The sequence below is a fragment of the Vitreoscilla stercoraria DSM 513 genome, from assembly GCF_000382305.1.
Taxonomy (GTDB): Bacteria; Pseudomonadota; Gammaproteobacteria; order Burkholderiales; family Neisseriaceae; genus Vitreoscilla; species Vitreoscilla stercoraria.
Genome location: NZ_KB908028.1, coordinates 42,465 through 67,942, shown reverse-complemented (window position 1 = coordinate 67,942; position 25,478 = coordinate 42,465). Strand labels below are relative to the sequence as shown.

Below are 25,478 nucleotides of genomic sequence, written 5' to 3'. Positions count from 1 at the left end.
GCTTGCGATGCCACCTTTGCATTTACAGCCTAAACCTTCTTGGCAATGTGCAGTTGCTTTAGTCGTATTGCACATGGTTTTAATTTGGGTTTTGGTGTGGCAATGGTCGGCTTGGCCTTTGTATGTGGCTGTATTGGGTGTGTTGCTGTCTGCGATGATCAGCTTTTACCAATGGCGGCGCAGTGCTGCTTATCGCTTGCTCATTGCGCCAGATGGTTCAGTCCATCTGCAATGGCAGCAACAAACTCCGATCAAAGTCATGCGTATCACGGGTGGCATCATCAGTCGGTATTTATTGGTGGTGGTTTGGCAAGATGCACAAAAGCGGCGCTATCAAACCGCATTGTGGCCAGACAGTGTGAGTCAAAAAGAATTTAAAATGGCATTTGTGTGGTTGCGTTGGCAACCTGTGCCAAAAGAGGAAAGCAAGCAATGACCGCAAAAAATTTGCAACAATGGTTGACACAATTGGAACAAGGCATGGCAGGTGGCGTGATTGATATGGGTTTGACCCGCACGCAAACGGTGAAAGAGCGCATGGCGTTGACACCAAAATGTCCTGTGGTGATTGTTGGTGGTACCAATGGCAAAGGTTCGGTGTGTGCTTTTCTGACGCAAATTTACGCTCAAGCAGGTTTTAAAGTCGGCACTTTAACCAGCCCACATTTGCAACACTATAATGAGCGCATTGCCATCAATGGCGTGCCCAGTAGCGATGAAGACATTGTATGCAGTTTTGAGCGCATACAGGCCGCTTGTGGTAGCGATGTGGCATTGACGTATTTTGAATACAATGTTTTGGCTGCCGTAGATGTGTTTGACCGTGCCAATGTTGATGTGATGGTGTTGGAAGTGGGCATGGGTGGACGTTTGGATGCGGTGAATGTGTTTGATGCCGATGTCAGCGTGGTGACCAGTGTGGACATCGATCACCAAGCTTTTTTGGGCGACAATGTGGAACAAATTGCATTTGAAAAAGCAGGTATTTTCCGTACAGGTCGTCCTGCGATTGTGGGTCAATTACCTTTGCCTGAATCGATGCAACAACATGCTGATAACATCGGCACGCCTTTATTGTTATTGCAACGCGATTTTGGTTTTACCAAACAAGAGCAGCAGCAATGGTCTTTTCGCTTTGCGCCACAAAATGACGCTTTGCATTTAACCGAACGCAATCGTCATGCTTTGCCGATTCCTGCTTTGCGTGGTGCTTACCAGTTGGGTAATGCTGCTTTGGCATTGGCAGTGGTGGAGTGTTTGAACCACCATTTCCCTATTGACATTGGTGCCATCAAGCGGGGTTTGTTATTGGTGCAAAACCCAGGCCGCTTCCAAGTGTTGCCAGGTCGTCCATTGGTGGTGTGGGATGTGGGTCATAATCCTCATGCTGCCAAAGCTTTGCGCAATGGTTTAATGTCATTACCATATGCACAAAACCGCATTGCTGTCTTTTCGATGTTGGCAGACAAAGACATTCAAAGTGTTTTAGACATTGTCAAAGACCAGTTTGACGAATGGTTGATTGCACCTTTGGATTTGCCGCGTGGTATGAGCGCAGTGGCTTTACAGGACGCTTTAGCGCAAGCTGACATTCATGCAGTGAGCGTATTTACAGATGTGAAAAATGCTTATCAAAAGGCTTTATCCCAAGCGACTGAAAATGATAGAATCGTTGTGTTTGGTTCATTCCATACGGTTGCTGAAGTGATGGATGTGCCGCGTTATTGAGTGTTTAAAAAATAGATTGCGACTGAATAAAAGGTTTGTAGATTTAAAATAATAAAATATCTTTGCAATGTTATTTGTTTATCGGTGTCGACTAAGGGGTAATAAATGAAACACAGCCTATTAGGTTTATTGGTTTTATTAGGCAGTTTGTCGTACAGTGCCATGGCAGAAACAATTCCATTTGCTGAAGAGCAAGATGCTTTGGTGCAACTGACAGCGAAAAACAAAAAAGCCACAACAGTCGCTCCTGATTTACCAGAGGCATCAGCATCGGTTCGTTATGTGGTGCAATTGGGTGCATTTACGCACAAAGATCAAGCCTTGAAATGGCAAGAGCAATTGGCACAAGATGGCATTCAAGTGGTTTTACAGCAAGACAATGAAGATGAATATGCCGTTGTTCGTGTGCGCAGCTTGCCGTTCGACAGCAAACTCGCTGCACAAGACATGGCATTGCAGTTAAAATTATACGGTGTACAGCAAGCATTAATCATGCGTGTGAATGAATAGCTTTTTAGGATTGATATGGCATCAAAAAAAGTGGATCAGCAATATGATGTACTCAAACGTCAAAATCGTCGTCGTTTGATGGGTGCAGTCGGCATGGTCGCAGTAACCGGTATGGCGTTAGCGGGCATGGGCAGTTTTAAATCTGTAGATTCTGAAGCGCCGTTAGCTGCTAGTGGAGCAGTGCAAAACGTTGCTGGCACACAAAAAGTTTTACCTAAGGTGTCTTTGCACAATCCTGAAACCAATACCAGTGAAGCTTTAGAAACCGCAGCAGACAAGCAACAAGCTTTGCTGTTGAAGCAGCAAGAAGAAGCCAAATTGGCTGAAGAAAAACGCTTGCAAGCAGAAGAGGCGAAACGACAACAAGCATTGGTTGATGCGCAGAAAAAGCAACAAGAAGAAGCGCTTGCAAAGCGTCAGCAAGAGTTGAAAGTGGCTGAAGAGCAAAAAGCAGCAGCCTTGTTGGCGCAGCAACAAACAGAAAAAGCCAAGCAAGCACAATTGTTGAAATCACAGCAAGAAGATCAAAAGCGCCAACAAGCTGAAGCCAAGCGCAAAGCCGAACAAGACAAAAAATTAGCCGAACAAAAGCGTCAAGAAGAGTTGGCAGAGGCAAAAAAGCGCAAGCAAGACGAACAAAAGCAAGCTGAGGCGACCAAGCGCAAAGCCGAACAAGACAAAAAATTAGCGGAACAAAAACGCCAAGAAGATTTGGTTGCTGCCAAACAACGCAAACAAGATGAGCAAAAACAAGCTGAGGCAGCCAAACGCAAAGCCGAGCAAGATAAAAAATTAGCAGAGAAAAAACGCCAAGAAGATTTGGCTGCTGCTAATAAGCGTAAGCAAGACGAACAAAAACAAGCCGAAGCCAAACGCAAAGCCGAACAAGATAAAAAATTGGCGGCAGAGCGTGAGAAAAAAGCCCAAGCGGCTTTGAACAATCAAAAAGATGCCAAACCCGCAGACAGCCGTACTGTGGTGCAAGTGGCAGCATTCAAAAGTGAAGACAAAGCACAATCTATACAAAAAGAAATTCAAGCTTTAGGCTTACCTGCCAATGTGGTGCGGGTTGGCTCTATGGCTCGCGTGCGCGTGGGTCCTTATCGTAATCCTGCAGACTCTGAAAAAGCCGCAGCGAAATTAAAACAAAATGGCTATTCGGCTTTGATTATGCAGTATCAGAAATAAAATGATGTCAGTATTTGATTTGTTAGTGTTGGCCGTATTGGCCTTGAGTGTGTTGGTATCAATGATGCGCGGCGTGGTGGCTGAAATCACATCCTTAATTACATGGATTGTGGCTCTGTTGGCTGCGCGCTTATTATCGCCGATATTGGCACAATCATTGTTCACTCGTGTGGATTCTGAAATTTTTGCAATGGTGTTGGCTTTTATAGTGGTATTCGTTACCACTTATTTTTTGCTTAAAATAAGTGAAAAACTGCTGACATCGGCGGTTAAAGCGGCTGGTTTAGGTGGCTTGAATAAGTTTTTTGGTGCGGTGTTTGGTTTGGTAAAAGGCTTGTGCATCATCACAGTGGTGGTGGTTTTGTGTGCATTTACCGATTTGCCGCGCAGTGAAGATTGGCGAAAAGCCTATACTTCTGAGATGTTTCAACAGTTGGCATCGCTGACTGTGCCGTATCTGCCTGCTTTTGTAGCAGGGCGTATTGATTATTCTATCCCAAGCGAGTAAGGATTGTTTCCATGTGTGGTATTTTCGGCCTAGTGTCTCATGAACCTGTCAATCAGTTGTTATACGATGGATTGCAAATGTTGCAACATCGCGGTCAAGATGCCGCGGGAATTGTGACTGCCAGTGGTCATTCGTTTCATATGCACAAAGGCAGCGGTATGGTGCGAGATGTGTTTCGTACCCGTAATATGCGTGATTTGGTGGGCAATGCAGGTATTGCGCATGTGCGCTACCCAACGGCTGGTAATTCAAAAAGTGCGGCAGAGGCACAACCGTTTTATGTGAACTCGCCATTTGGCATTGTGTTAGCGCACAACGGTAATTTGACCAATACGGATGAATTGTATGAAAACGTGTGTTACCGTGATTTGCGTCACATTAATACCAGTTCAGACTCTGAAGTATTGTTGAACGTGTTTGCCCATGAATTGGAAAAACAGGTTGAAGGCAGCGATTTAACTGTAGAGCATATTTTTGGTGCAGTCACCGAATTGCAAAAATTGGTGCGCGGTGCTTATGGTGTGGTGGCGCTGATTGCTGGCTATGGCTTGGTGGCATTTCGTGACCCGTTTGGTATTCGACCTTTGATTTTGGGTAAAAATATTGATGCGCAAGGTCGTGAAGAATATGCAGTGAGCTCTGAGTCTGTGGCATTCAATGGCTTGGGTTTTGAGTTGTGGCGTGACGTTGCTCCGGGTGAGGCAGTATTTATTAGCTTTGACGGTGAGTTCCATTCACAACAATGTCATCCACAGGCGACCTTAAAACCATGTTTGTTTGAATATGTGTATTTTGCGCGTCCTGATACGGTGATGGACGGTGTGTCTGTGTACCAAGCTCGTGCGGATATGGGTGTGTCTTTGGCTGAAAAAGTCAAACGTGAATTGCCATGGAAAGAAATCGATGTGGTGATGCCGATTCCTGATACCAGCCGTCCTAGCGCTATGGAATTGGCACACCATTTGGGCATTACTTACCGTGAAGGTTTTATCAAAAATCGCTATATTGGCCGTACTTTTATCATGCCAGGCCAAGCGGTACGTAAAAAATCGGTACGCCAAAAATTGAGCCCTGTTGAAAGCGAGTTTCGCGGTAAAAACATTTTGTTGGTTGATGACTCGATTGTGCGTGGTACGACCAGTCTTGAGATTGTGGAAATGGCGCGCGATGCGGGTGCCAAAAACGTGTATTTTGCATCAGCAGCACCAGAAGTCCGTTATCCAAACGTATATGGCATAGACATGCCAACGCGTGCAGAATTAATTGCAACTGATCGTACCGTAGAAGAGATTGCCAAAGAAATCTCTGCCGATGGCGTGGTATTCCAAGATTTAGCGGATTTAGTGGCAGTTGTGCGCAATTTAAACCCAAAAATTGATGGTTTTGACACTTCTTGCTTCAATGGCGAGTATTTGACGGGTGACGTGGATGAGGCGTATCTTGAACGTTTGGCCAGCGGCAAGATTTCCGTTGAGTTATTGAACAAAGTCAAACCAAGCTTGGTAGACCACAGTGTCCGTATCGATGATGATTTGGATGACGACGAGTAAGTAGAAAGTTTAAAGAATATGAGTAAGTCATGGCATCCAGAAACCATCGCCATTCGCGGTGGTCGCCAAATCAGTGATTTTTCTGAACACAGTCAAGCGGTGTTCATGAGCAGCAGCTTCACTTACCCAACAGCGGAAGATGCTTCACGTTTGTTTGTTGGTGAGCAAGAAGGTTTTACCTACAGCCGTACAGCCAATCCGACCATTATGGCGTTTGAACAGCGTATGGCGCAATTGGAAGGGGCAGAGCGTGCTGTGGCCACATCAAGCGGCATGGCAGCGATTCACGCGACTTTAGTCAGCTTGTTAAAACAAGGTGACCATTTGCTCTCGAGTCACAGCTTGTTTGGCTCGACCAGCTCTGTGGTTAACAATATGTTGCCACGCTATGGCATTGAAGTCACATGTGTGAGCCCTGTCGATTTATCGGCTTGGGAAGCAGCCATTCAAACCAATACCAAAGTTTTGTTCTTGGAAACCCCATCCAATCCGTTGGGTGAAGTGGCAGACATTCGTGCTTTGGCTGATTTGGCGCACAAACATGGCGCGGTTTTGATTGTGGACAATTGTTTCTGTACGCCAGCGGTGCAACAGCCGATTGCTTTGGGTGCCGACATTTCTTTGGCATCGGCAACCAAAGGTATTGATGGTCATGGGCGTGCTATTGGCGGGATTGTGTGTGGTTCGAATGTTTTAATCGAGCAAGTTTGGAACCATGTCAAAACCGCAGGTGAAATCATTTCTCCATTCAATGCATGGTTATTGTCTAGTGGTTTGGAAACCTTGTTCGTGCGTTTGGAGCGTGAATGTTCGAATGCTTTGACTTTGGCACGTTGGTTGGAAAACCATCCTAAGGTTGAAAAAGTGTATTACGGCGGCTTGGAAAGCCACCCGCAACACGCTTTGGCCAAAGAGCAACAACGCATGTTTGGCGTGGTGGTGGCGTTTGAAATCAAAGGTGCGCGCAAAGAAGCTTGGCATGTGGTCGATTCGGTGGAATTGTTCTCACGCACAGGCAATTTGGGCGATGTGAAATCTACCATTACCCATCCTTACACAACCACGCATTGCCGTGTCAGTGAAGAGGGCAAAGCCGCAGCAGGTATTACTGAAAGTTTGATTCGATTGTCTGTGGGTTTGGAAAATGTCGCCGATTTACAAGCGGATTTGGAACAAGCTTTGGCACGCATGTAAGTAAGCGTCCTGAAAGTTTGTTCGATGAAAAAGCAAATCGATGTTGGTTTGCTTTTTTATTGTTTTCAGATTGTGAAAGCAGTATTCTGACTGTTTTGGGTTGGCTGTGCGCAGCAAAACAGTCATATTCACTCATCAGATTAGATGAATCATTTTATGAGAAAGGTTGAGGCGATGACCAAGACTTTATTGGCCAGTTTGGCATTGGCATTGTGTTTGAGTGCGTGCGGTGGTGAAAAAACAGCGCCAGCGGATAAGGCAGCAGCAGGCCGTTTGAGCGCAGAAGACCAAGTCAAAGAGCGTGTTAAAAATATGAAAGTATTGGCACAAGCCAATAAAACGTTGAAAGAAGTGGCAGCAGGTGACGCGGCGTTTGATGCGGCCAAAGTACAAGCTGCGGCTGCTACTTTAAACCAAGCGGCAAACCAAGGTTGGGAACATTATTCTATTACCACCATCGATACCAAATCGAATGCTTTGCCGGTTGTGTGGGAGAAAAATGATGCGTTCAAGCAAGAAATCCAAAAGCTTCAGGACGCTTCTAAGGCTTTGAATGAGGCGGCAGCGCAAGGCACTTTGGATGCCGTGAAAGCACCGATTGGACAAGTAGGTGAGAGTTGCAAATCTTGTCATACTGCTTTCAAAGCGCGTACTTCTTAATTGCATTGTTACAAGCATGCAATAAGCGTCCTGTAAATGTTTACAGGACGCTTATTGCATGCTTTCAGCATTGTATTCAAATTATACTGAAAAATCGTCTTGTGCCTCAGGTGAAGCAAAGCCTGTGATTTCCAAACCAAAGCCATTCAAAACATTGAACGCATAAGGCTTGCCCATCACACGCATTTTTTTGACATTCAATGCGGTCAAAATTTGTGCACCAATGCCGTAAGTTTTGCTGTCCCAAGTAGAACGTGGGTTGCTGCCTTGTGGCAAGGCACGTTCTAATAATTTAGAGCCTGTTTCAGAACGGTGCAACAAAATGGCCACGCCTGCGTCTACCGATTGCAATTTTGCCAAAGTTTGCGGCAAACTCCAGCTGTGTTGTGGATTGGGACTGATGAAGTCCATGGCGCTGAAAGGCTCGTGTACACGCACCCATACATCAGAGTCAGGCGTGATATTGCCTTTGACCAAAGCCAAATGGGTTTCGCCTTGTAAATGGTCGACGTACAAATGTTGGGTGAATTCGCCCCAAGGCGTTTGCACCGTATTGTGTCCCATGTCTTCAATCAAGCTTTCGGTTTTACTGCGGTATTCGATTAAATCTTCAATCGTACCCATTTTCAAACCGTGTTCTTGTGCAAACACTTCCAATTCAGGCATGCGTGCCATGGTGCCATCATCATTGATGATTTCGCAAATCACTGCCGCAGGCGTTAAACCTGCCAATTGTGCCAAATCCACACTCGCTTCAGTGTGACCTGCACGCACTAACACACCACCTTTGCGTGCGCGCAATGGGAAAATGTGACCAGGTTGAACGATGTCATCGGCTTGAGCATGGTGTGCAACTGCCGTTTGAATCGTGTGGGCACGATCGGCAGCAGAAATGCCTGTGGAAATGCCTTCACGCGCTTCAATCGACACGGTGAAGTTGGTGCCGTATTGCGCACCATTGTTTTGGGTCATCATTGGCAAACCCAAGCGATCAATCAATTCGTCTGCCATAGGCAAACATACCAAGCCACGCGCGTGCTTGATCATGAAATTGATGGCTTCAGGAGTGACAAATTGGGCTGCCATTACCAAGTCGCCTTCATTTTCACGGTCTTCGGCATCGGTTAAGATGACGATTTTGCCCGCTTTGATGTCGGCAATGATTTCGGCTGGAGTGGAGATCATGTTGTTCTGCTTTCTATTTCACGGATGTTTGTTGCTGCGCCAAAATGCGGCTCACTGTGTCTACAATGGCTTGGGTTTGGGCATCAACTTCAATATTAATGGCATCGCCTACTTGGCGTTGACCGAATAAAGTACGCTCTAAAGTTTCTGGAATCAAGTGCACGTTGAAACGGTCTGGTAACACATCGCCTATGGTCAAAGAACAGCCATCTAAACCGACAAAGCCTTTGCTTAAAACATACGGTTTGCAAGACTCTGGCAGCTTAAACCAAATAGTGGTGTTGAAATCGGTATTTTCAATGGCAATAATGTCAGTGGTGGTGGTGATATGACCACTCATCACATGCCCGCCAATTTCATCGCCAAAACGAGCGGCGCGTTCGATGTTGACCACATCGTCTACTTGCAAACTGCCCAAATTGGTACAGCGCAAGGTTTCAGCAATCAAATCAAACGCCACTTCATTGTTTTGAAATTCGGTAATGGTTAAGCAGCAACCGTTATGAGCGACAGAGGCACCAATTTGCAAATTGTCTGACAATTCTTGTGGTAAGCGCACTGTATGGCGGCGAAATTCGCCACGGTCTTCGATAGCGATGAGCGTTGCTTTGCCTTGCACAATTCCTGTAAACATAATGAATTAACCTTTGTAGGCGTTGCAAGAGGCGATTTGCACGCTTTGTAAGCGCAATTGTTTGCGTTGCTCTGCAGCATCGAAACGGCATTGCTTCAATGGTGAATCTAAGCTTAATTCTGGCACTGTAATTGGCTTGCCATTTTCATCGACGGCTACCATGGTGAAATAGCAGCTGTTGGTGTGGCGCACGGTGCGTTCACGGATGTTTTGCGCTTCGACACGAATGCCAATTTCCATAGAGGTTTTGCCAACATGGTTGACCGAGGCCAAAAAGTTGACCAATTCACCCACATAAATCGGCTCTTTGAATGTCACTTTGTCCACAGATAAAGTCACCACATAGCTGCCTGAAAAACGGCTAGCACAAGCATAAGCGACTTGATCTAATAATTTTAAAATGGCACCACCGTGAACATTGCCAGAAAAATTGGCCATGTCAGGAGTCATTAATACTGTCATAGTCAATTCAGATTGAGCTTCTACAATGGTTGGATGGTCTAAATGGGGCATAAAATTTCCATTACAATTAAAATGTTTTGATAAATAAGATTATAACCATTTTCGGCGTATGAAAAGACGCAATGCACTCAGACAAATCAATGCCATGACACCTAATACCACAAAATAGCTGTATTTCCATTGTAATTCAGGCATGTATTCAAAGTTCATGCCATAAATACCAGTAATCACTGTCAGCGGCATGAAAATCATACTGACTGCTGTTAAAAGGCGCATCTGCTCATTCATACGGTTGGTTTGCGCGCCTACAACCAAATCAATCATGGACAATAAAGTATCGCGGCTGAAGTCTAGATTTTCCAATAATTGTAAACAATGGTCATAAGTGTCACGCCAATACCAGCTGCTGCTTTGTGTGGATAGCACGCCATAATCATTGCGCATCAGTGAATATAAAACATCGCGCACAGGTCCTGCCGAACGTCTGAGCCTAGAGGCATCGTGTTTGAGTCGATGTAATTTGGGCAACATGTCTTCATCGCGAGGCAGTTGTAATAATATACCATCGAGTTTTTCAATTTTAGTGCTGAAGCTTTCAACATGCGTCATCAATAAATCAATCCAACAATCCAAATGCACATAGAGTAAATAACTGAAATCAGGTTGTGCCGCCCAATGTGGTGATTGTTGCGCATGCAAGTTTTGGTATAGCATGGGCTCAATGAACAGAGGTTTAGGATGGTAGCTGATGAAAAAATCTGGAGCGATGATTAAATACAGCAATTGGTTTTTCAATTGTTGTTTGTCAGTTAACATGCTGCCACGCAAGACGATGAATACATAATCGCCATAGTCTTCGATTTTGGCACGTTGGGATTTGTTGCTCATGTCTTCGAGTACCAATGGATGCAATTGGTAAGAATGCAATATATGGCTAATTTGCTCGAAATTAGCCGCACCTGATAATTGTAGCCAATGGCGCTCTAAAGGTTTGTGAAAGTCAGCAGCAAGGCTCAGTTTGGCATCGTGTATCTGTTGATGAGCGTCTATGGTCTGACAATGGATATTCAACGAAGTCGCTTTGCTGCTGTCATTCATGGTGTAATCGCCTCGATTTTAAGTTCGGACTGAATATGATGCCATTGTAAAACTTCTTGTGCCAAACTGCCTGCAATCAATGGATTGTCTTGTAACCACTGTGCGCTGATTTGTAGCACACATGTTTTACTTGCCGCATCGTAATACAAGCTGGTGTTGTCAGGAAAAATCAAATCTTTGCGGCTGCGACAAAACAGTGCCGCCAAACGCATGGCAAATACAGCAGGCCACCATTGCTCATCTGTCACGACATCGACCAATTTTTTAATGTCACCACGATGGCTCAATACCAATACTGCTAATAAATGCTGTTCTTGGCGCGAGAAGCCAAACATGTCTGCATGGTCTAAAATATAAGCAGAATGCTTGTGATAACCTGAGTGGGCAATGCTCATGCCAACTTCATGTAAGGATGCTGCCCAATCTAGATATTCATTCCAAATTTGCAATTGGCTGTTGGGTAAAGATTGTGATAAGCCTGCAAAACACTGTTTGGCAATTTGTTTGACACGGTTCGCTTGCGCTACGTCGACATGGTATAAAGACTGGAATAATTCGACTGTTTCATCACGCAAATCACGCTCTAAATCTCGACCCATCATGTCAAAAAAGACACCATCACGCAAAGCAGCATCGGTCACAGACATGGCATCCAAATTCAATTCTTCAAATACTGCGACCATCACGGCTAAGCCACCTGCAAACACTTCGATGCGATCGCTTTTCATCCCCAATAATTTGGCTTTGCGAGTTGAACCTGCATTGATCACTTTCTTGGCTATCATGCGCATAGAGGCTACATCCAAATCATGTTTGCTCAGCTTGTAAGCATCAATCACATCGCGAATAGAGCGTGCTGAGCCTGAACTACCAATCGCAAAATCCCAGCCATGTTGTTTCAAATCCTGAGAAATGCGCTGGATTTCGATGCGGGCGCTGGCAACGGCTTGTTCAAAACGCTCTGCGGTAATTTTGCCATCAGGGAAAAAACGGGTGCTGTAAGACACACAACCTAAAGGCAAACTTTCCATGATGTCAGGTTGTAAATCGCTGCCAATGACAAATTCGGTGGAGCCACCACCAATATCGACGACGAGCATATTCTGCGTAGTCGGTGGTTGCGTGTGTTTGACGCCCAAATAGATCAAACGGGCTTCTTCACGACCAGCAATGATTTGAATCGGAAAACCCAAAGCGGCTTCGGCTTTGGGCAAAAAATCTTGAATGTTTTTGGCCACACGGAATGTATTGGTAGCCACTACGCGCACTTGTTCGGTTTGCAAACCTTGTAAACGCTGACCAAAGCGTGACAAACATTCTAAAGCACGCTCTTGCGCATCTGTGGTGATATTTTTGTTTTCATCCAAGCCGCCTGCGAAGCGAACCATTTCTTTGAGTGAGTCAATGACGCGCAATTGACCGTTTTCAACAGCACAAATTTGTACACGAAAACTGTTAGAACCCAAATCAACAGTGGCTAAAATCGAAGACAGAGGCATGAATGAATCCTTTTATGAATGCCAAATAAAAATATAATAACAGTGAAATAGTAACGGGTTTTAAATGCGTATCAAAAAGATTGGATATGAAGATTTGAATTTAAAAGCGTCCTGTAAATGTTTACAGGACGCTTGAGTGGGATTTATTCCGCAAAGCCTGCATCTTTGGCTTGTTCATCTGCATGGTAGCTTGAGCGAACCATGGCACCGACGGCTGCGTGTTTGAAGCCCATTTCCAATGCTTCGGTTTCAAAAGTTTTGAACATCGCAGGTGATACATAACGCAACACTGGCAAATGGCCATCAGTCGGTTGCAAATATTGACCGATGGTGATCATGTCAATATTGTATTCGCGCATGTCACGCATCACTTGGCGCACTTCTTCATCGTCTTCACCCAAACCCACCATGATGCCTGATTTGGTCGCCACATCAGGACGCAAAGCTTTGTAACGTTTTAACAATTCCAATGAATGGATGTAGTCAGCGCCTGGACGCGCTTGTTTGTACAAGCGTGGTGCGGTTTCCAAGTTGTGGTTCATCACATCAGGTGGTGTTTGCGCCAAAATTTCCAAAGCCACATCCAAGCGACCACGGAAGTCTGGTACCAAAACTTCAATTTGGGTGCTTGGGCTTTTCTCACGAATCGCTTGGATACATTCGGCAAAGTGACCTGCACCACCATCACGCAAATCGTCACGGTCAACCGAAGTAATCACAACGTATTTCAATTTTAAAGCGGCAACGGTTTCAGCCAAATGTCTTGGTTCATCAGGATCCAAAGGATTCGGACGACCATGGCCGACATCACAGAAAGGACAACGGCGGGTACAAATATCACCCATAATCATGAATGTTGCCGTACCTTTGCTAAAGCATTCGCCAATGTTAGGGCAAGAAGCTTCTTCACAAACAGTGTGCAATTTTTGCTCGCGCAAAATACGCTTGATTTCCATGAATTGACCACCGCTAGGCAATTTAGCGCGAATCCATTCTGGTTTTTTCAGCTTGGTTTCCAAAGGCACAATTTTAATCGGAATGCGAGCCGTTTTGGCAGCGCCTTTGTGTTTGACGCCTTGTGCGTTGTCTTGACTCATGAATGTGTATCTTCCACAGTTAGTTGTTGTTGTAGATGCTGCGCCAATGTGTTGGCAACTTCTTCAAAATCAGGTGTTTGCGGCAATAAGTCTGCCATCTGCACCATTTCCATACCTGCATAACCGCAAGGATTGATTTGATGAAATGGATTTAAGTCCATGTTCACATTCAAAGCCAAGCCGTGATAGACCGAACCACGTTTGATGCGCAAACCCAATGATGCAATTTTGCGCTCACCCACATACACACCCGGTCGTTGTGGGTCATTGTGAGAGGCAATGCCGTAGTCGGCCAGCGTGGCGATGATACTGTCTTCTAAGCGTGAAACCAAATCGCGCACAGAAGTTTTGCGGCGTTTGAAATCAATCATGGTATACACGACGATTTGACCTGGTCCATGGTAAGTAATTTGACCACCACGATCGACCTGTACCACAGGAATGTTTGTGCTGCTTAATAAATGTTCAGGTTTGCCTGCCATGCCTTGTGTGAATACAGGAGGATGCTCAACAATCCATAATTCATCAGGCGTGGTTTCATCACGTTGTTCTGTGAATTCTACCATTTGAGCATAAACAGGCTCATAAGCTGCTGTACCTAATTTTTTGATAATCATCAGTACACCACTTTGACCATAGGATGAGAAGTCAAGCTGCGGTAAATGTTGTCTAATTGCTCTTGGTCGGTGGCCGTCACTGTGATGGTGGCACTGGTGAAGTTGCCTTTGCTAGACAAACGAGTACGGACATGGTGTTCTTGCGTGTCAGGCGCATATTGTTGCACAACTTGCAACATGGTGATGGCAAAAGCCTCGTGGGTAGTGCCCATAATTTTCAAAGGAAATTCACAAGGGAATTCAATTAATGTTTCGCGTGGGGTGTTGACATCAGACATGAAAAAACGCCTTTATCTGTAACGTAATGAATGCATAAAAGCGATATTTTACGCTAGTTTAAGCAGCGACCCAAGTCTTTTGGTACTGCTGCTTATGAGCGTGATAGTTTAACGAGCACGGCATAAAGTTCGCGTGCCTTCTTTTTGGCATATGAGTAAGCTGTGATTTTGATCGATGGTTAAATAACGCGGTTCTGAGTGGGTATTTTTGGCAACGGCCTGTAAGCGGTAAGTACCAGCAGTAGCGCCTCTAGCAGTACCTGTAAACGAGATTTTGAAAAAACGGGTTTCTGGAATGGGCAATTTGGGCCAAGTGGTCGAATTTTTGGTAAAGCGGACATTTTGAGCGTAATAACGTTCCATAAATTGGGTATTGTGCATCAATGCCGCTTGTGCTTCTTGCAGTCGTGTATTGGCAATATGGCGTTGGTAAATTGGCAAAACTGTGACGCCAATCATGCCTAAAAGACACAGCAATACCAATAATTCAATCAATGTAAAGCCTGCGGTTTTAGAGCGGCTGGCTAATTTTTTGTGGGCATGCATCATCTATCTCCTGTGATGCTCCGAATGTCTAGGCATGCACAGAAGATGAGTATGTCGATATTACATACTGCTGCAAGAACTGGCTTGCTTATCGCTCAAGACGCCCGCCGTTGAGATGCTGGCTGCATCTTGATTGCATATTTGCAGTAATCCCGTTGCATCGATAAAAAGAAACCGTTTTTCCCCGCTATTATTGCTTTTTGGTGCGGCATACAAGCAGTATTGATCACTTTGTAACGTAGCAGGGCTACAATATAAATTATCATCTGCACTGTCAGTGGTGTAAAAAGCAATATGGAAAAATTCATTATTAATATTGCTTAAAACCCCATCTGGATAATCATTACCAGATCTAAATGAATGGTTTTGAGCATAATATTTCTCTAACATGTTTTGTGCCAAAGTGATGTCAGCTTTGGCATTTTGTATGCGAGTATTGCGAGAATATTTGGTATAGCTAGGGTAGATGATGGCCGTTAAAATGCCGAGGATGACAAGGACAACCATCATCTCAGTCAGTGTAAATCCCTTTTGTTTCTGAATTGATTTGTACATTTTATGGTCCATATAGATGAATGGTTTAAGGCAGAGGCTTTTGATGTGTTACCAAATAGGCTTGATAAGACTCGAAATGTGCCGGCTTGGGCAAATCTTGTGGCCATAAGGCATAAGCCAAAACATATTGTTTGTCGGTTATCGGGGGCAGCTCACTGATTTGTAACCACAACGCTTGCTGCATTTTTGGCTCATATAAGTATAAGCGTTGTCCAATGAACAATTCTTGATGATTGTCTTGGGCAACCAATATTTTAATGCGTTGTGTGTCATCTGGCTCAATGACAAATAATTTTTGCCCGTTTTTCACTTGAGCGCCATGAGAAATTGCTAAAGGTCTGATTACACCATTAAACGGTGCTTGTAACCATGTTGACGTTGCTGCTTGGGTGATGTTTGGTGTGTGTTGAACGACAGATTGGCTTTGTGAGGCAGCATGGTAAGCTGCGGCACTTTTGGCGACAGCTGCTTGGGAAATAAAGCCTTGGGCATGTAAATCTTTGTCTTGTTGCCACTTCTGATACGCTTGCGCCTTAGCAGCTTGGTCAACTGTGGATTTGATGGTGGTTTGAGTTTGGGTTTTGGCTTCGGTTTTTAGCTGTATCAAGCGTTGACCACCCTGAACGTGTTGTCCTTCTTGAATCAATAGATTGTCAATTTTACCTGCATTGGGTGCAGCGATGGTTTGTGGCTGCAAATCTTCCCACGACAAGACCACTTGGATATGTTGCTCGTCAGTGGCGATTGTCATGGATGCTGAAGGTACTGGTTTTTCTATTGGATGGGGAGGCTCTTTTGGGATTGGTGTACTGGGAGCGCAGGCGCATAAAGCCAGTACGCATACACAAACCACCGAAGACAACTGGAATGCGTGTATGCGTGGATGAATAATCATTGTGGCTCCAAATGCTTAGGTTTTTAGCATGCAAATGTGTTTGGAAAATAGGGCATACAGTTTAATTTACCGATTCAAAGAAGGTACAATGAGAGGGCACTGTGCTTATTTCATTTCTTTATTCATTGAAAAGAGTCGCCTATGGTCGAAAAAGAACCTGATTTCCAAATTTCAGAAGAGCGCAATGAATGGGACATGGAGCGCATTCATGTGTTGGCAGAGCGTTTGTTGCCAATTTATGCCGATGTGGCTTCAGGTCAGATGGATGACCCCAAATCACAACGCTATCTGAATGAATTAATCGGTATTTTACACGAATTGCATCCTGCCGATATGGCAACGGTGTTGGAATCTTTGCCGCAGCAAGAGCGCGTGATGGTTTGGCGTTTGGCTGAGCCAGATGAAGACGGTGAAGTCTTGCTCGAAGTGTCCGATGTGGTGCGTGAAACCTTGATTGAAAGCATGGGGCAACAAGAGTTGCTGGCGGCGATTGAGGATTTGGATGCGGACGAATTGGCAGAGTTGGCACCTGATTTACCCAAAGAAGTGGTGCATGAGGTTTTAGAGTCGTTAAATGCCGAAGAGCGGGCGCAAGTGGTATCGGCTTTGTCGTATGAAGAAGACGAAGTCGGCAATTTGATGGACTTTGAGCAAGTGAGCATTCGTGCCGATGTCACTTGCGAAGTGGTATTGCGTTATCTGCGTCGTTTTGAAAGCTTACCAGACCATACCGACAAGATTTTTGTGGTGGATGACGATGATATTTTACAAGGGGTATTGCCGATTCGGACTTTATTGGTGTCTGACCCTGAAGAATGGGTACACGATGTGATGTCTACCGATGTGGTGCGCTTTCGCCCTGAAGACAATATTGAAGAAGCTGCTTCAGCGTTTGAGCGTTATGACTTGGTCACAGCGCCCGTGGTGGATGCCAATAAAAAACTGATTGGTCGTATTACGGTCGATGAAATGTTGGATGTGATTCGGGAAGAATCTGAAGCCGATTTATTGAATATGGCAGGTTTGAAAGAAGAAGAAGATTTGTTTGCACCTGTCATCGACTCATTCAAAAACCGTTGGATGTGGTTGGTCATCAATTTATTTACCGCATTTGTCGCCAGTCGGGTGATTGGCGTATTTGAAAATTCGATTGCACAAATTGTCGCTTTGGCAGCGTTGATGCCGATAGTGGCGGGCATAGGCGGCAATTCAGGCAATCAAACCACGACGATGATTGTGCGCTCGTTGGCGATGGGGCAATTGAATCTGAGCCAATGGGGGCGTTTGCTGCGCAAAGAATTGGCGGTGGCATTGATGAACGGCCTCATTTGGGGCTCGGCAATGGGCGCGGTGGCGTATTGGCTGTATGGTAGTATGGGCATCGGCTTGGTGATGGTGGCGGCAATGACTTTGAATTTGCTCTTGGCGGCAACGATGGGCGTGTTGATTCCGGTAGTCATGGAGCGCTTTGGGCGTGATCCTGCTGTTGGCAGCTCAGTCTTGATTACCGCTGTGACCGATTCAGGCGGCTTTTTGATTTTCTTAGGTTTGGCAACGGTATTTTTATTATGACAACAAGCATTGCACAATGGCTTCAAGCCAGTTCTTTACCCAAATTGGAAGCACGCATGTTGTTGCAATTTGTCGGTGGTTTTTCACGCGCACATTTGGTGGCGCATGACGACGAAGTATTGCCGGAAATGATGGTTTGGCAATTGAACGACATGCAGCAAGCGCGTTTGGATGGCGTGCCGATGGCATATTTATTGGGTGAGCGAGAGTTTTACGGGCGCGTGTTTCAAGTGTCGCCCGATGTATTGATTCCGCGTCCTGAAACAGAATTATTGGCAGAAACGGTGTGGCAACATTTGCCACATGGTGGACGGGTTTGGGACATTGGCACAGGCAGCGGCATCATCGCCATCACCACCGCTTTGGAGCGACCTGACAGCGTGGTTCATGCGTCTGATATCAGTGCGCCTGCTTTGGGTATTGCCAAAAACAATGCAGGGCGTTTGGGCGCGAATGTGTCATTTCATTTGGGTTCTTGGTATGACGTTGAGCCTTTACAGGACGCTTTGGTAGACGTTTTGGTGTCCAATCCGCCTTATATTCACAAAGACGATGCGCATTTGAGCCAAGGCGATTTGCGCTTTGAGCCACCACAAGCTTTGACCGATTTTGACGATGGTTTGAGTGCTTACAAAGCTTTGGCACAAAATCATGCACAACACATCAAACCGCAAGGCTATTTGATGGTTGAGCATGGTTTTGAACAAGCTTGTGACATTCAAAAAATCTTTACCGACGCAGGTTTAATCCATGTGCGCACCATTCAAGATTATGCTGGTTTAGACCGTATTACTTTGGGTCAAAAAGCCTGATTTTGAGTGTGTATCAATGTTTACAGGACGCTTAAAGCGTCCTGTAAGTGTTTGTGAATCAAGGTTTAGCATGTGCCCATTTGACAAATTCATCTGCCGAGACAAACCCCAATACAGGCTCACTTTTGCTGCCATTGGCATGAATTTTGAAAATTCCCGGTGGACCAAACAAGCCATATTCTTTCAATAAAGCTTGGTGCTCGGGCGTGTTTGCAGTCACATCAATGGTAAAAAAGCGTTGTTCGTCAATACTGTGTTTGACGGTGTCTGTGTTGAAGGTATTCATTTGCATTTGGATGCAAGTGACACACCAATCGGCATAAAAGTCCACGATGACAGGCTTGCTTGGGTCTTGTTGTAAAGCGGTGGCAACAGCGTCCTGTAACAAACTCACATCGGTAAATTGCTTGCCAAAATGCGCTTGGTTGGGCGCTTGTAAGCTTAAAAATTGGTGTATGGGCGTGACTTTACCGCGAATGGTTTCACCTGTGAAATAAGCGCTGATGGCTATCAAACTGGCGCCCAAAATCAAAGGCAAATAACGCCATTTGGGGATGACTTGGTGGCTTTGTATGACCCAATACAAACCCAAACCAAACAAAATTGCGCCATACAAGCTGACATTGAGCCAAAACGGTAAAAATGGACGTGCCAAATACACGGCCGCCATCAACAGCAAACAGCCGAAAATGACTTTGACACCATTCATCCATGTGCCAGCTTTGGGCAAGATATGCGCGCCGAATGTGGCTACCAAAATCAAGGGCAAACCCGTTCCCAAAGCCATGGCATACAAGGCGGCACCGCCTACAAAGGCGTTGCCACTTTGAGCGATGTAGCCCAAAGCAAATGCCAATGGCGGTGCGACACAAGGACCGACAATCAATGCTGACAACATGCCCATGAAAAAGACCGACACGATTTTACCGCCTGAAAAACGGCTCGATGTTTGTTGGAAATATGATTGTAGGCGGCTGGGTAATTGAATTTGAATCACATCAAACATTGCCAAAGCCAAAACAACCAATACCAATGCGGCACTCAAAATCACCCATGCTTGTTGCAGCCAAGCCATCAGCAGCGCGCCTGTTAAGGCTGTGATAACACCGACCAAAGCATAAGTGACTGCCAAACCTTGCACATACAAAAACGACAAACCAAAAGCGATGCGGCGGCTGCGTTTTTGTCCGACTACGATGCTAGAGACAATCGGCAGTAAGGGATACATGCAAGCGGTCAAACTCAGACCGATGCCCGCGATAAAAAACGTCAGCAGACTTTGCCATAATTGATTGTCATTGAGTTGAAAACGCTCGTTGTGGGTGTTGGATGCGTTGGTGGTATTGAAATTGAAATTCGGTTGGCTTTGGGTGAACACATTCGTTTTGTCGGTGCTCGTTGGTGTGATGACACCGACTTGATTGATGTCAAACACCGCTTTGCTTGGCGGATAACACACACCGACATCGGCACAGCCTTGATACTCAACCACCAATTGATAAGGTTGGCTCATATCATAAGCGTCCTGAAACGGGATATTGATTTGTGCCACTTGGTAATACACCGGTTGTGTGCCAAAAAACTCATCGGTTTTGGTTGTAGTGGGGCTGAATTCAGGTGGTTTGAGATGGGGACCGGTGCTGTGAACGGCAATTTTTTGTTGGTATAAATAATAACCTTTTGCAATATCAAACTGAACCGAAACACCATTTTCTGTGGCAAACACTTGTGTTTGGTACGCTTGGTGTGCGGGCAAAATGGATTTGGGATTGATATTGGCTTGAGCAACGGGCAAACATACGAACCCAAGCATGATAACCAAAAGGCAAAACTGCCATGCGGCCTGTAAATGGCGTTGAGCGAACAAGGCATCATCCACTGAGAATATTGAAATAGGCTGCATTCTAACATGTTGGACATGTTTACAGGACGCTTCAAAGGTTTAAGTCGGTTAAGAGGCAGCGTATTGGAATAGGGTTATTCAGCGTCCTGTAACAGTTTACAGGACGCTGGACAAAGTCTGGAGTGGTTTACAAGACCGAAACTGCATGCGCCGCCAAGCGGGAACGCTCGCCTTGTTGCAACGTGATGTGACCAAAATGTGGCCAGTTTTTGAAGCGATCCACCAAATAAGTCAAACCACTGGAACCTTCGCTCAAATACGGTGTGTCAATTTGTGCCAAATTGCCCATACAAACGATTTTAGTGCCTTCGCCTGCGCGGGTGATCAACGTTTTCATTTGTTTGGACGTTAAGTTTTGTGCTTCATCAACAATCAAAAATTTGTGTTGAAACGTGCGTCCACGCATGAAGTTGATGGATTTGACTTTGATTTTATTGCGCACCATGTCTTGCGTGGCCGCTCTTGCCCATGCTCCGCCCATGTCATCGCTGTGGGTTAAAACTTCCAAATTGTCTTCTAATGCGCCCATCCACGGGTTCATTTTTTCTTCTTCGGTGCCGGGTAAAAAACCGATGTCATCGCCCACAGGAACGGTGACACGGGTCATGATGATTTCGTTGTACAGTTGTTGGTCCAATACTTGAGTCAATGCCGCTGCCAAAGTCAGCAAGGTTTTGCCTGTGCCCGCTTGTCCAAGCAAAGTCACTAAGTCTATGTCAGGATTCATCAACAAATTTAATGCATAATTTTGTCCCCAATTGCGAGAAGTGATGCCAAAAACGCTGTTTTTGTTGTGACTGTAATCTTTAACGGTTTGTAAAATGGCGCTTGGTTGGGTGTTATCGATGGACACGACGCGCGCTTGCAAGGTTTTGTTATCGTCTTGGTCTAACAACAATTCATTGTGTAATAAAGATTGGGCATCTTTGCCTTGGATGCGGTAATGCGCCTTGCCTTGTTCTTGCCAAGACTCTAATTGGCTGCCGTTTCTGAGCCAAAAATCGGCATCCAATTGGCGATAACCGCTGTACAACATGTCGCTGTCTTCTAAGACTTTGTCATTGAAATAATCTTCGGCAGGCAAGCCCAAAGCGCGGGCTTTGAGGCGGATATTGATGTCTTTGGACACCAAAGCCACATCATTGTAGCCATTGGGGTGTTCGTGTAGGTATTTGACCAAAGCCAAGATGAGATTGTCGGCTTTTTCATCCGACAGACTTTCAGGCAAAGGGGCGATATTCAAAGTGGTTTGCAACAAGAGTTTGCCTTGTGCTTCTTTGAAACCGCTCAAATGCAATGGAATGCCTGAACTTAAGGCATCGGGAGCGTGGTTGAACAATTGGTCAATGTAGCGGCTGGCTTGTCTGGCATTGCGTGCCACATCGGACATGCCCACTTTGTGAGCATCCATTTCTTCTAAAGTGATTAAAGGCAAATAAACATCGTGTTCAGCAAAACGAAACAAACTTTGTGGGTCGTGTAACAATACATTGGTATCTAAAACAAACAGTTTTTGAGTCGTCATGGCAGCCCTCTTGATTCACATAAAATATGGTTTTCAGATGGGAAACAGATTGTTATCAGGCAACGGCATAGCGCCGCTACCTGATACAAATCAAAACACACATTCATGGTGATTGCCAATGAAAATGATGTTTTCAGCGTCCTGTAACCATGTTGGCAGTGTGTCGAAAATAAATGACAAAGAGATGACTAAGGAATTTTAAGATTGCGACCTGCACCTAAGCCATTGATTAACACAATGAATGCAGCAACGCTCAATAGCCACAAAACACCGAACCACGAGGCAGATTGTTGTTGCAATAAGCCCAATAATGGCGGTGCGGCAGCGGCGAGCAAATAACCGATGCTTTGCGCCATGGCGGACAAAGAAGCGGCTTTTTGCGGGGTTTGAGTGCGCAAACCCATGAACATTAAGCCGAGTAAAATGGTGCCGCCTGAACCAAAACCGATGGCAATTGCCCACACTGTGGCGTATTGCGGGAAATAGGCCAAACCCAATAAACCCGCCAACATCAAACCACTGACCAAGCTCGCTGGCACACGTTGGTCGGCACAGCGGCGTATTAAGGGTACGAGCAAAAAGCCGGGCAAAGCCGATGCCATTTGTAACCAACCGTGCAAGCTGCCTGCTTGTGCGGCAGTGTAAGAAGCGTCCTGTAACATGCTGGGCAGCCATGTGATGATGCTGTAATAAATCATCGAATTCAAACCCAAAAATATTGTCACTTGCCAAGCCAAACCATAATGCCACATGGGTTTGGATGGTGTATGTGCTTGTTCGGTGGCATGGGTTTGGGCGGGCGTTGGCTCACGACGGCATTGTGGCAACCACAACACCAAGCTTACGATAGGCAATAACACAAAACTGCCCAAAGCCCATGCCCATTGTCCTTGCCACCAATTGGTTAAAGGCAATACCCACATGGAAGCGAGGGCGGCAGCAACCGACATGGTGAAAGCATAAACACTGGTCATTAAAGCAATGTTGTCGGGATAACGCTGTTTGATGAGGCTGGGTAGCAACACATTGCCGATGGCGATGCCTGCACCAATCAAGGCTGTGGACAGGTAAAACAGGGATAAAGATGGTAACAAGCGTCCTGTAAAACCGACAATGATGACAATCAAACACACGCTCAAGCTGCGGTTTAAGCCTATGCGTTGCGCCAATTTGGGTGCCAAAGGCGAGATGATGGCAAAAGCGAGCAACGGCAAGGTGGTTAACAAACCCAAAGCCGCGCTGCTCAATTGAAAATCTTGCCCGATGTTTTGTATCACAGGGCCGATGCTGGTGATGGGTAAACGCAAATTGGCGGCAATCAATAAAATGCCAATGAGCAATAAAGACAAGCGTTTGGTTGACATATCAAGCAGACTTTAAAATGCAATCGCACAGTGTATTACAATTGCTTAGGTAAAAATTTCGCTATAATGCCAAAAAATCACTCAAATCAGACAATATGAGCCATTTGTACCATTATTTGCATCACACTAAAAACAGCAGCCAAACACATTGTGTCAGCGCAACTTTGGTACAAGCGCAAGATTGTGATTATGAATCGCCTGAGCATGCCCATGAGCAAGGGCAATTGGTATTGGCTTTGGCGGGCGGTGTGCGTTGTGTCATCAATGGACAGGTGTGGATGGTGCCACCGCAAGCGGCGGTTTGGATTCCGCCTCATCATGTGCATACCAATTATGTGACTCACAATGCCCAAGTGTGTATGGTCTTTGTGGCAGCACAAACGCCATTGACCACCATTCCCGCAGGTGTGTTGGCTGTCAGTGCTTTATTGCGGGAGTTGTTATTGCGACTGGTGAATTTGCAAGCGGCAGCAGAAGTGGATGTGGCGTACCAACACCATTTGGTTGCTTTATTGTTGTTAGAATTGCAAGCGGCTCCCACGCAGGCTTTTGCCATTCCTGTGTTGCAACACGAACGCTTACAAGTGTTGTACCAAGTATTGTTGCGTGAACCCAATCATGCTGGCAGCAGTGTGTATTGGGCGCAAAAATTGGCGATGAGTGAGCGCAATTTGTCGCGCTTGGTTAAGCAAGACACGGGTTTGAGTTTTGCCAGATGGCGCCAGCAAGTGCAATTGTTGCATGCTTTGTTGCAATTGGCCGCTGGCAAAAGCGTGCAGCAAGTGTCTATGGATTTGGGTTATGAATCGGTCAGTGCGTTTATCACGGTGTTTAAAAAACGCTTGGGCATGACACCCAAGCGTTATGTATTGTCGCAACACGTTGGAGATTGAAACGTGCTTAATTTGACTTAGCTAAGTTTTGTACGGTGGCCAAGACTTCTTCCACATGTCCTGCTACTTTGACTTTGCGCCATTGGTGCACCATTTCACCGTCGCTATTGAGTATAAAAGTGGAGCGCTCAATGCCCATCACTTTTTTGCCATACATGTTTTTTTCTTTGATGACATCAAATTGACGGCAAACAGTTTCTTCTTTATCTGACAGCAATGGAAAATTCAATTCTTGTTTGCAAACAAAATTTTGATGCGATTTGACTGAGTCGCGCGAGATGCCGACGACGGTATAACCTGCGCTTTTGAACGCTTCGATGTGGTCACGAAAGGCTTGTGCTTCGGTGGTGCAGCCAGGGGTGGCGTCTTTGGGGTAAAAATACACCACCAATGGCAAATGTTCAGCCGCGACAAAATCTTCGCCATTGTCGGCAGGCAAGGTAAACAAAAATTCGGTATTCATGATGGATGTCCATTATTGTGCATGGATAATTGGCGATTGTAAGGGCGGTGTGCTCAAGGTTTCAAGTGTTTTGCAAGAAGGTTGGCTGTGGCAGCAAAAAGCCGCAAACATGGCTTGCGGCTCGAAGTTTGGTTTACAGGACGCTTAGTCTTGTTGGCGGAACGTGATGTGATCAACATCCATGCTGTCAACAATTGCCAAAGATTCCACACGTACGCCTTTTTCACGCAATTCTTTACCACCGTGTTGGAAACCTTTTTCAATCACAATGCCGACACCGACTGCTGTGGCATCTGCTTGCTCAACCACGCTCAACAAGCCACGTACCGCTTCGCCATTGGCCAAAAAGTCGTCGATGATGATGACTTGGTCGCCTGCTTTTAAAAAGTCGCGTGAAACCGAAATTTCACTGGTGACGTTTTTGGTGAATGAATGCACGGTAGCTGACAGCAAATTGTCAGACAAAGTCAAAGATTTGCGTTTGCGCGCAAAAATCACTGGCAAACCCAACACCAAGCCCAACATGGTCGCAGGGGCAATGCCTGAAGATTCCAAAGTCAAAATTTTGGTGGCTTTGACATCGCTAAAGCGTGCGGCAAATTCTTCACCGACGGCTTTCATCAATGCAGCGTCGATTTGGTGGTTTAAAAACGCATCGACTTTCAAAACAATTGGTGACAAAACTTTACCGACTTCACGGATTTTATTTTCTAATGATTGCATGGTGTTCTACATTTTTACA

General features: G+C 45.5%; 28 protein-coding genes. 12 read left to right on the top strand and 16 right to left on the bottom strand.

Translation table 11 applies throughout. The annotated features are described in order from the left end of the window. Nucleotides 1-7 precede the first annotated feature (7 nt). The 8 genes from H150_RS0109345 to H150_RS0109310 all read left to right on the top strand — a co-directional run bounded on the left by H150_RS0109345 (nucleotide 8) and on the right by H150_RS0109310 (nucleotide 7,338). Nucleotides 8-436 (top strand): protein YgfX, encoded by a 429-nt coding sequence (locus H150_RS0109345; protein WP_019958798.1) that lies wholly within the window; start codon nucleotides 8-10, stop codon nucleotides 434-436. Beyond that, nucleotides 433-1,728, top strand: a complete 1,296-nt coding sequence (gene folC, locus H150_RS0109340) for a bifunctional tetrahydrofolate synthase/dihydrofolate synthase (RefSeq protein WP_019958797.1) — start codon at nucleotides 433-435, stop codon at nucleotides 1,726-1,728. Before H150_RS0109345 ends, folC begins: the two co-directional genes overlap by 4 nt. Before the next feature lie 105 nt (nucleotides 1,729-1,833). Then, nucleotides 1,834-2,238 carry an SPOR domain-containing protein gene (locus H150_RS0109335; protein WP_019958796.1) on the top strand — a complete coding sequence of 135 codons (405 nt, stop codon included), beginning with the start codon at nucleotides 1,834-1,836 and terminating at the stop codon, nucleotides 2,236-2,238. 15 nt (nucleotides 2,239-2,253) lie between these two features. Continuing rightward, complete coding sequence (locus tag H150_RS0109330) at nucleotides 2,254-3,426, top strand: SPOR domain-containing protein (RefSeq protein WP_019958795.1); 1,173 nt, start codon at nucleotides 2,254-2,256, stop codon at nucleotides 3,424-3,426. A gap of 1 nt (nucleotide 3,427) precedes the next feature. Continuing rightward, a complete protein-coding gene (locus tag H150_RS0109325) occupies nucleotides 3,428-3,934 on the top strand; it encodes a CvpA family protein (RefSeq protein WP_019958794.1) in 507 nt (168 codons plus the stop codon). An 11-nt stretch (nucleotides 3,935-3,945) separates the two neighbouring features. After that, entirely contained in the window at nucleotides 3,946-5,484 is a 1,539-nt protein-coding gene (purF, locus tag H150_RS0109320; protein WP_019958793.1) for an amidophosphoribosyltransferase, read from the top strand. Between the two features lie 18 nt (nucleotides 5,485-5,502). After that, entirely contained in the window at nucleotides 5,503-6,678 is a 1,176-nt protein-coding gene (locus tag H150_RS0109315) for an O-succinylhomoserine sulfhydrylase (RefSeq protein ID WP_019958792.1), read from the top strand. 174 nt (nucleotides 6,679-6,852) lie between these two features. After that, nucleotides 6,853-7,338, top strand: coding sequence for a c-type cytochrome (locus H150_RS0109310; RefSeq protein ID WP_019958791.1), 486 nt, complete (start codon nucleotides 6,853-6,855; stop codon nucleotides 7,336-7,338). An 81-nt stretch (nucleotides 7,339-7,419) separates the two neighbouring features. Here H150_RS0109310 and ribBA read toward each other — a convergent pair whose 3' ends face one another. The 11 genes from ribBA to H150_RS0109255 form a co-directional block, all read right to left on the bottom strand. Then, nucleotides 7,420-8,523 carry a bifunctional 3,4-dihydroxy-2-butanone-4-phosphate synthase/GTP cyclohydrolase II gene (ribBA, locus tag H150_RS14160; RefSeq protein ID WP_019958790.1) on the bottom strand — a complete coding sequence of 368 codons (1,104 nt, stop codon included), beginning with the start codon at nucleotides 8,521-8,523 and terminating at the stop codon, nucleotides 7,420-7,422. Between the two features lie 13 nt (nucleotides 8,524-8,536). After that, nucleotides 8,537-9,157, bottom strand: coding sequence for a riboflavin synthase (locus H150_RS0109300; RefSeq protein WP_019958789.1), 621 nt, complete (start codon nucleotides 9,155-9,157; stop codon nucleotides 8,537-8,539). 6 nt (nucleotides 9,158-9,163) lie between these two features. Then, entirely contained in the window at nucleotides 9,164-9,670 is a 507-nt protein-coding gene (locus H150_RS0109295; RefSeq protein ID WP_019958788.1) for an acyl-CoA thioesterase, read from the bottom strand. A gap of 39 nt (nucleotides 9,671-9,709) precedes the next feature. Continuing rightward, nucleotides 9,710-10,717 carry a magnesium/cobalt transporter CorA gene (gene corA, locus H150_RS14155; RefSeq protein ID WP_019958787.1) on the bottom strand — a complete coding sequence of 336 codons (1,008 nt, stop codon included), beginning with the start codon at nucleotides 10,715-10,717 and terminating at the stop codon, nucleotides 9,710-9,712. Then, nucleotides 10,714-12,216 carry an exopolyphosphatase gene (ppx, locus tag H150_RS0109285; protein ID WP_019958786.1) on the bottom strand — a complete coding sequence of 501 codons (1,503 nt, stop codon included), beginning with the start codon at nucleotides 12,214-12,216 and terminating at the stop codon, nucleotides 10,714-10,716. The genes corA and ppx overlap by 4 nt, the downstream gene beginning before the upstream one ends. A gap of 143 nt (nucleotides 12,217-12,359) precedes the next feature. Continuing rightward, complete coding sequence (gene lipA / locus H150_RS0109280; RefSeq protein WP_019958785.1) at nucleotides 12,360-13,313, bottom strand: lipoyl synthase; 954 nt, start codon at nucleotides 13,311-13,313, stop codon at nucleotides 12,360-12,362. Next, nucleotides 13,310-13,930 (bottom strand): lipoyl(octanoyl) transferase LipB, encoded by a 621-nt coding sequence (gene lipB, locus H150_RS0109275; protein WP_019958784.1) that lies wholly within the window; start codon nucleotides 13,928-13,930, stop codon nucleotides 13,310-13,312. The genes lipA and lipB overlap by 4 nt, the downstream gene beginning before the upstream one ends. Continuing rightward, complete coding sequence (locus H150_RS0109270) at nucleotides 13,930-14,208, bottom strand: HP0495 family protein (protein WP_019958783.1); 279 nt, start codon at nucleotides 14,206-14,208, stop codon at nucleotides 13,930-13,932. Before H150_RS0109270 ends, lipB begins: the two co-directional genes overlap by 1 nt. Nucleotides 14,209-14,316: 108 nt before the next feature. After that, nucleotides 14,317-14,757 carry a type IV pilin protein gene (locus tag H150_RS14150; protein WP_081619571.1) on the bottom strand — a complete coding sequence of 147 codons (441 nt, stop codon included), beginning with the start codon at nucleotides 14,755-14,757 and terminating at the stop codon, nucleotides 14,317-14,319. 57 nt (nucleotides 14,758-14,814) lie between these two features. Beyond that, nucleotides 14,815-15,309: a type IV pilin protein gene (locus H150_RS0109260; protein ID WP_040755841.1), complete on the bottom strand. Its 495-nt coding sequence runs from the start codon at nucleotides 15,307-15,309 to the stop codon at nucleotides 14,815-14,817. A gap of 25 nt (nucleotides 15,310-15,334) precedes the next feature. Beyond that, nucleotides 15,335-16,060 carry an efflux RND transporter periplasmic adaptor subunit gene (locus H150_RS0109255; protein WP_020651379.1) on the bottom strand — a complete coding sequence of 242 codons (726 nt, stop codon included), beginning with the start codon at nucleotides 16,058-16,060 and terminating at the stop codon, nucleotides 15,335-15,337. Between the two features lie 285 nt (nucleotides 16,061-16,345). Between H150_RS0109255 and mgtE the strand changes: the two genes are divergently transcribed. Further along, complete coding sequence (mgtE, locus tag H150_RS0109245; RefSeq protein ID WP_019958779.1) at nucleotides 16,346-17,776, top strand: magnesium transporter; 1,431 nt, start codon at nucleotides 16,346-16,348, stop codon at nucleotides 17,774-17,776. Further along, entirely contained in the window at nucleotides 17,773-18,588 is an 816-nt protein-coding gene (prmC, locus tag H150_RS0109240) for a peptide chain release factor N(5)-glutamine methyltransferase (RefSeq protein ID WP_019958778.1), read from the top strand. The genes mgtE and prmC overlap by 4 nt, the downstream gene beginning before the upstream one ends. A gap of 58 nt (nucleotides 18,589-18,646) precedes the next feature. On the opposite strand, the gene dsbD is transcribed toward prmC, so the two are convergent. From dsbD to H150_RS0109225, 3 genes are all read right to left on the bottom strand, one after another. Beyond that, a complete protein-coding gene (gene dsbD / locus H150_RS0109235; protein ID WP_155970526.1) occupies nucleotides 18,647-20,401 on the bottom strand; it encodes a protein-disulfide reductase DsbD in 1,755 nt (584 codons plus the stop codon). A 217-nt stretch (nucleotides 20,402-20,618) separates the two neighbouring features. Then, the gene (locus tag H150_RS0109230; protein WP_019958776.1) at nucleotides 20,619-22,016 is read right to left on the bottom strand and encodes a PhoH family protein; all 1,398 of its coding nucleotides are present in this window, start codon (nucleotides 22,014-22,016) and stop codon (nucleotides 20,619-20,621) included. A 188-nt stretch (nucleotides 22,017-22,204) separates the two neighbouring features. Next, nucleotides 22,205-23,380, bottom strand: a complete 1,176-nt coding sequence (locus H150_RS0109225) for an MFS transporter (protein WP_019958775.1) — start codon at nucleotides 23,378-23,380, stop codon at nucleotides 22,205-22,207. 95 nt (nucleotides 23,381-23,475) lie between these two features. On the opposite strand from H150_RS0109225, the gene H150_RS14145 reads away from it, so the two are divergent. After that, nucleotides 23,476-24,273, top strand: a complete 798-nt coding sequence (locus H150_RS14145; RefSeq protein WP_019958774.1) for an AraC family transcriptional regulator — start codon at nucleotides 23,476-23,478, stop codon at nucleotides 24,271-24,273. Nucleotides 24,274-24,280: 7 nt separating this feature from the next. Here H150_RS14145 and H150_RS0109215 read toward each other — a convergent pair whose 3' ends face one another. After that, nucleotides 24,281-24,736 carry a peroxiredoxin gene (locus H150_RS0109215; protein WP_019958773.1) on the bottom strand — a complete coding sequence of 152 codons (456 nt, stop codon included), beginning with the start codon at nucleotides 24,734-24,736 and terminating at the stop codon, nucleotides 24,281-24,283. Here H150_RS0109215 and H150_RS15130 point away from each other — a divergent pair. Further along, on the top strand, nucleotides 24,735-24,884 hold the full coding sequence (locus tag H150_RS15130; protein ID WP_019958772.1) for a hypothetical protein: 150 nt from the start codon (nucleotides 24,735-24,737) through the stop codon (nucleotides 24,882-24,884). The two genes, H150_RS0109215 and H150_RS15130, sit on opposite strands and share 2 nt — an antisense overlap. Here the strand turns inward: H150_RS15130 and H150_RS0109205 are convergent. After that, a complete protein-coding gene (locus H150_RS0109205; protein WP_019958771.1) occupies nucleotides 24,881-25,459 on the bottom strand; it encodes a xanthine phosphoribosyltransferase in 579 nt (192 codons plus the stop codon). The two genes, H150_RS15130 and H150_RS0109205, sit on opposite strands and share 4 nt — an antisense overlap. Nucleotides 25,460-25,478 lie beyond the last annotated feature (19 nt).

Coding starts and splice junctions, on each gene's coding strand:
- H150_RS0109215 (WP_019958773.1), bottom strand. CDS start 24,736: ATGAATACCGAATTTTTGTTTACCTTGCCTGCCGACAATGGCGAAGAT.
- H150_RS0109260 (WP_040755841.1), bottom strand. CDS start 15,309: ATGTACAAATCAATTCAGAAACAAAAGGGATTTACACTGACTGAGATG.
- lipA (WP_019958785.1), bottom strand. CDS start 13,313: ATGAGTCAAGACAACGCACAAGGCGTCAAACACAAAGGCGCTGCCAAA.
- lipB (WP_019958784.1), bottom strand. CDS start 13,930: ATGATTATCAAAAAATTAGGTACAGCAGCTTATGAGCCTGTTTATGCT.
- H150_RS0109270 (WP_019958783.1), bottom strand. CDS start 14,208: ATGTCTGATGTCAACACCCCACGCGAAACATTAATTGAATTCCCTTGT.
- folC (WP_019958797.1), top strand. CDS start 433: ATGACCGCAAAAAATTTGCAACAATGGTTGACACAATTGGAACAAGGC.
- H150_RS0109330 (WP_019958795.1), top strand. CDS start 2,254: ATGGCATCAAAAAAAGTGGATCAGCAATATGATGTACTCAAACGTCAA.
- H150_RS14150 (WP_081619571.1), bottom strand. CDS start 14,757: ATGATGCATGCCCACAAAAAATTAGCCAGCCGCTCTAAAACCGCAGGC.
- H150_RS0109335 (WP_019958796.1), top strand. CDS start 1,834: ATGAAACACAGCCTATTAGGTTTATTGGTTTTATTAGGCAGTTTGTCG.
- H150_RS0109205 (WP_019958771.1), bottom strand. CDS start 25,459: ATGCAATCATTAGAAAATAAAATCCGTGAAGTCGGTAAAGTTTTGTCA.
- ppx (WP_019958786.1), bottom strand. CDS start 12,216: ATGCCTCTGTCTTCGATTTTAGCCACTGTTGATTTGGGTTCTAACAGT.
- dsbD (WP_155970526.1), bottom strand. CDS start 20,401: ATGCTTGGGTTCGTATGTTTGCCCGTTGCTCAAGCCAATATCAATCCC.
- H150_RS0109295 (WP_019958788.1), bottom strand. CDS start 9,670: ATGCCCCATTTAGACCATCCAACCATTGTAGAAGCTCAATCTGAATTG.
- H150_RS0109225 (WP_019958775.1), bottom strand. CDS start 23,380: ATGTCAACCAAACGCTTGTCTTTATTGCTCATTGGCATTTTATTGATT.
- corA (WP_019958787.1), bottom strand. CDS start 10,717: ATGAATGACAGCAGCAAAGCGACTTCGTTGAATATCCATTGTCAGACC.
- prmC (WP_019958778.1), top strand. CDS start 17,773: ATGACAACAAGCATTGCACAATGGCTTCAAGCCAGTTCTTTACCCAAA.
- ribBA (WP_019958790.1), bottom strand. CDS start 8,523: ATGATCTCCACTCCAGCCGAAATCATTGCCGACATCAAAGCGGGCAAA.
- H150_RS15130 (WP_019958772.1), top strand. CDS start 24,735: ATGATGGATGTCCATTATTGTGCATGGATAATTGGCGATTGTAAGGGC.
- purF (WP_019958793.1), top strand. CDS start 3,946: ATGTGTGGTATTTTCGGCCTAGTGTCTCATGAACCTGTCAATCAGTTG.
- H150_RS0109315 (WP_019958792.1), top strand. CDS start 5,503: ATGAGTAAGTCATGGCATCCAGAAACCATCGCCATTCGCGGTGGTCGC.
- H150_RS0109230 (WP_019958776.1), bottom strand. CDS start 22,016: ATGACGACTCAAAAACTGTTTGTTTTAGATACCAATGTATTGTTACAC.
- mgtE (WP_019958779.1), top strand. CDS start 16,346: ATGGTCGAAAAAGAACCTGATTTCCAAATTTCAGAAGAGCGCAATGAA.
- H150_RS14145 (WP_019958774.1), top strand. CDS start 23,476: ATGAGCCATTTGTACCATTATTTGCATCACACTAAAAACAGCAGCCAA.
- H150_RS0109300 (WP_019958789.1), bottom strand. CDS start 9,157: ATGTTTACAGGAATTGTGCAAGGCAAAGCAACGCTCATCGCTATCGAA.
- H150_RS0109345 (WP_019958798.1), top strand. CDS start 8: ATGCCACCTTTGCATTTACAGCCTAAACCTTCTTGGCAATGTGCAGTT.
- H150_RS0109325 (WP_019958794.1), top strand. CDS start 3,428: ATGATGTCAGTATTTGATTTGTTAGTGTTGGCCGTATTGGCCTTGAGT.
- H150_RS0109255 (WP_020651379.1), bottom strand. CDS start 16,060: ATGACAATCGCCACTGACGAGCAACATATCCAAGTGGTCTTGTCGTGG.
- H150_RS0109310 (WP_019958791.1), top strand. CDS start 6,853: ATGACCAAGACTTTATTGGCCAGTTTGGCATTGGCATTGTGTTTGAGT.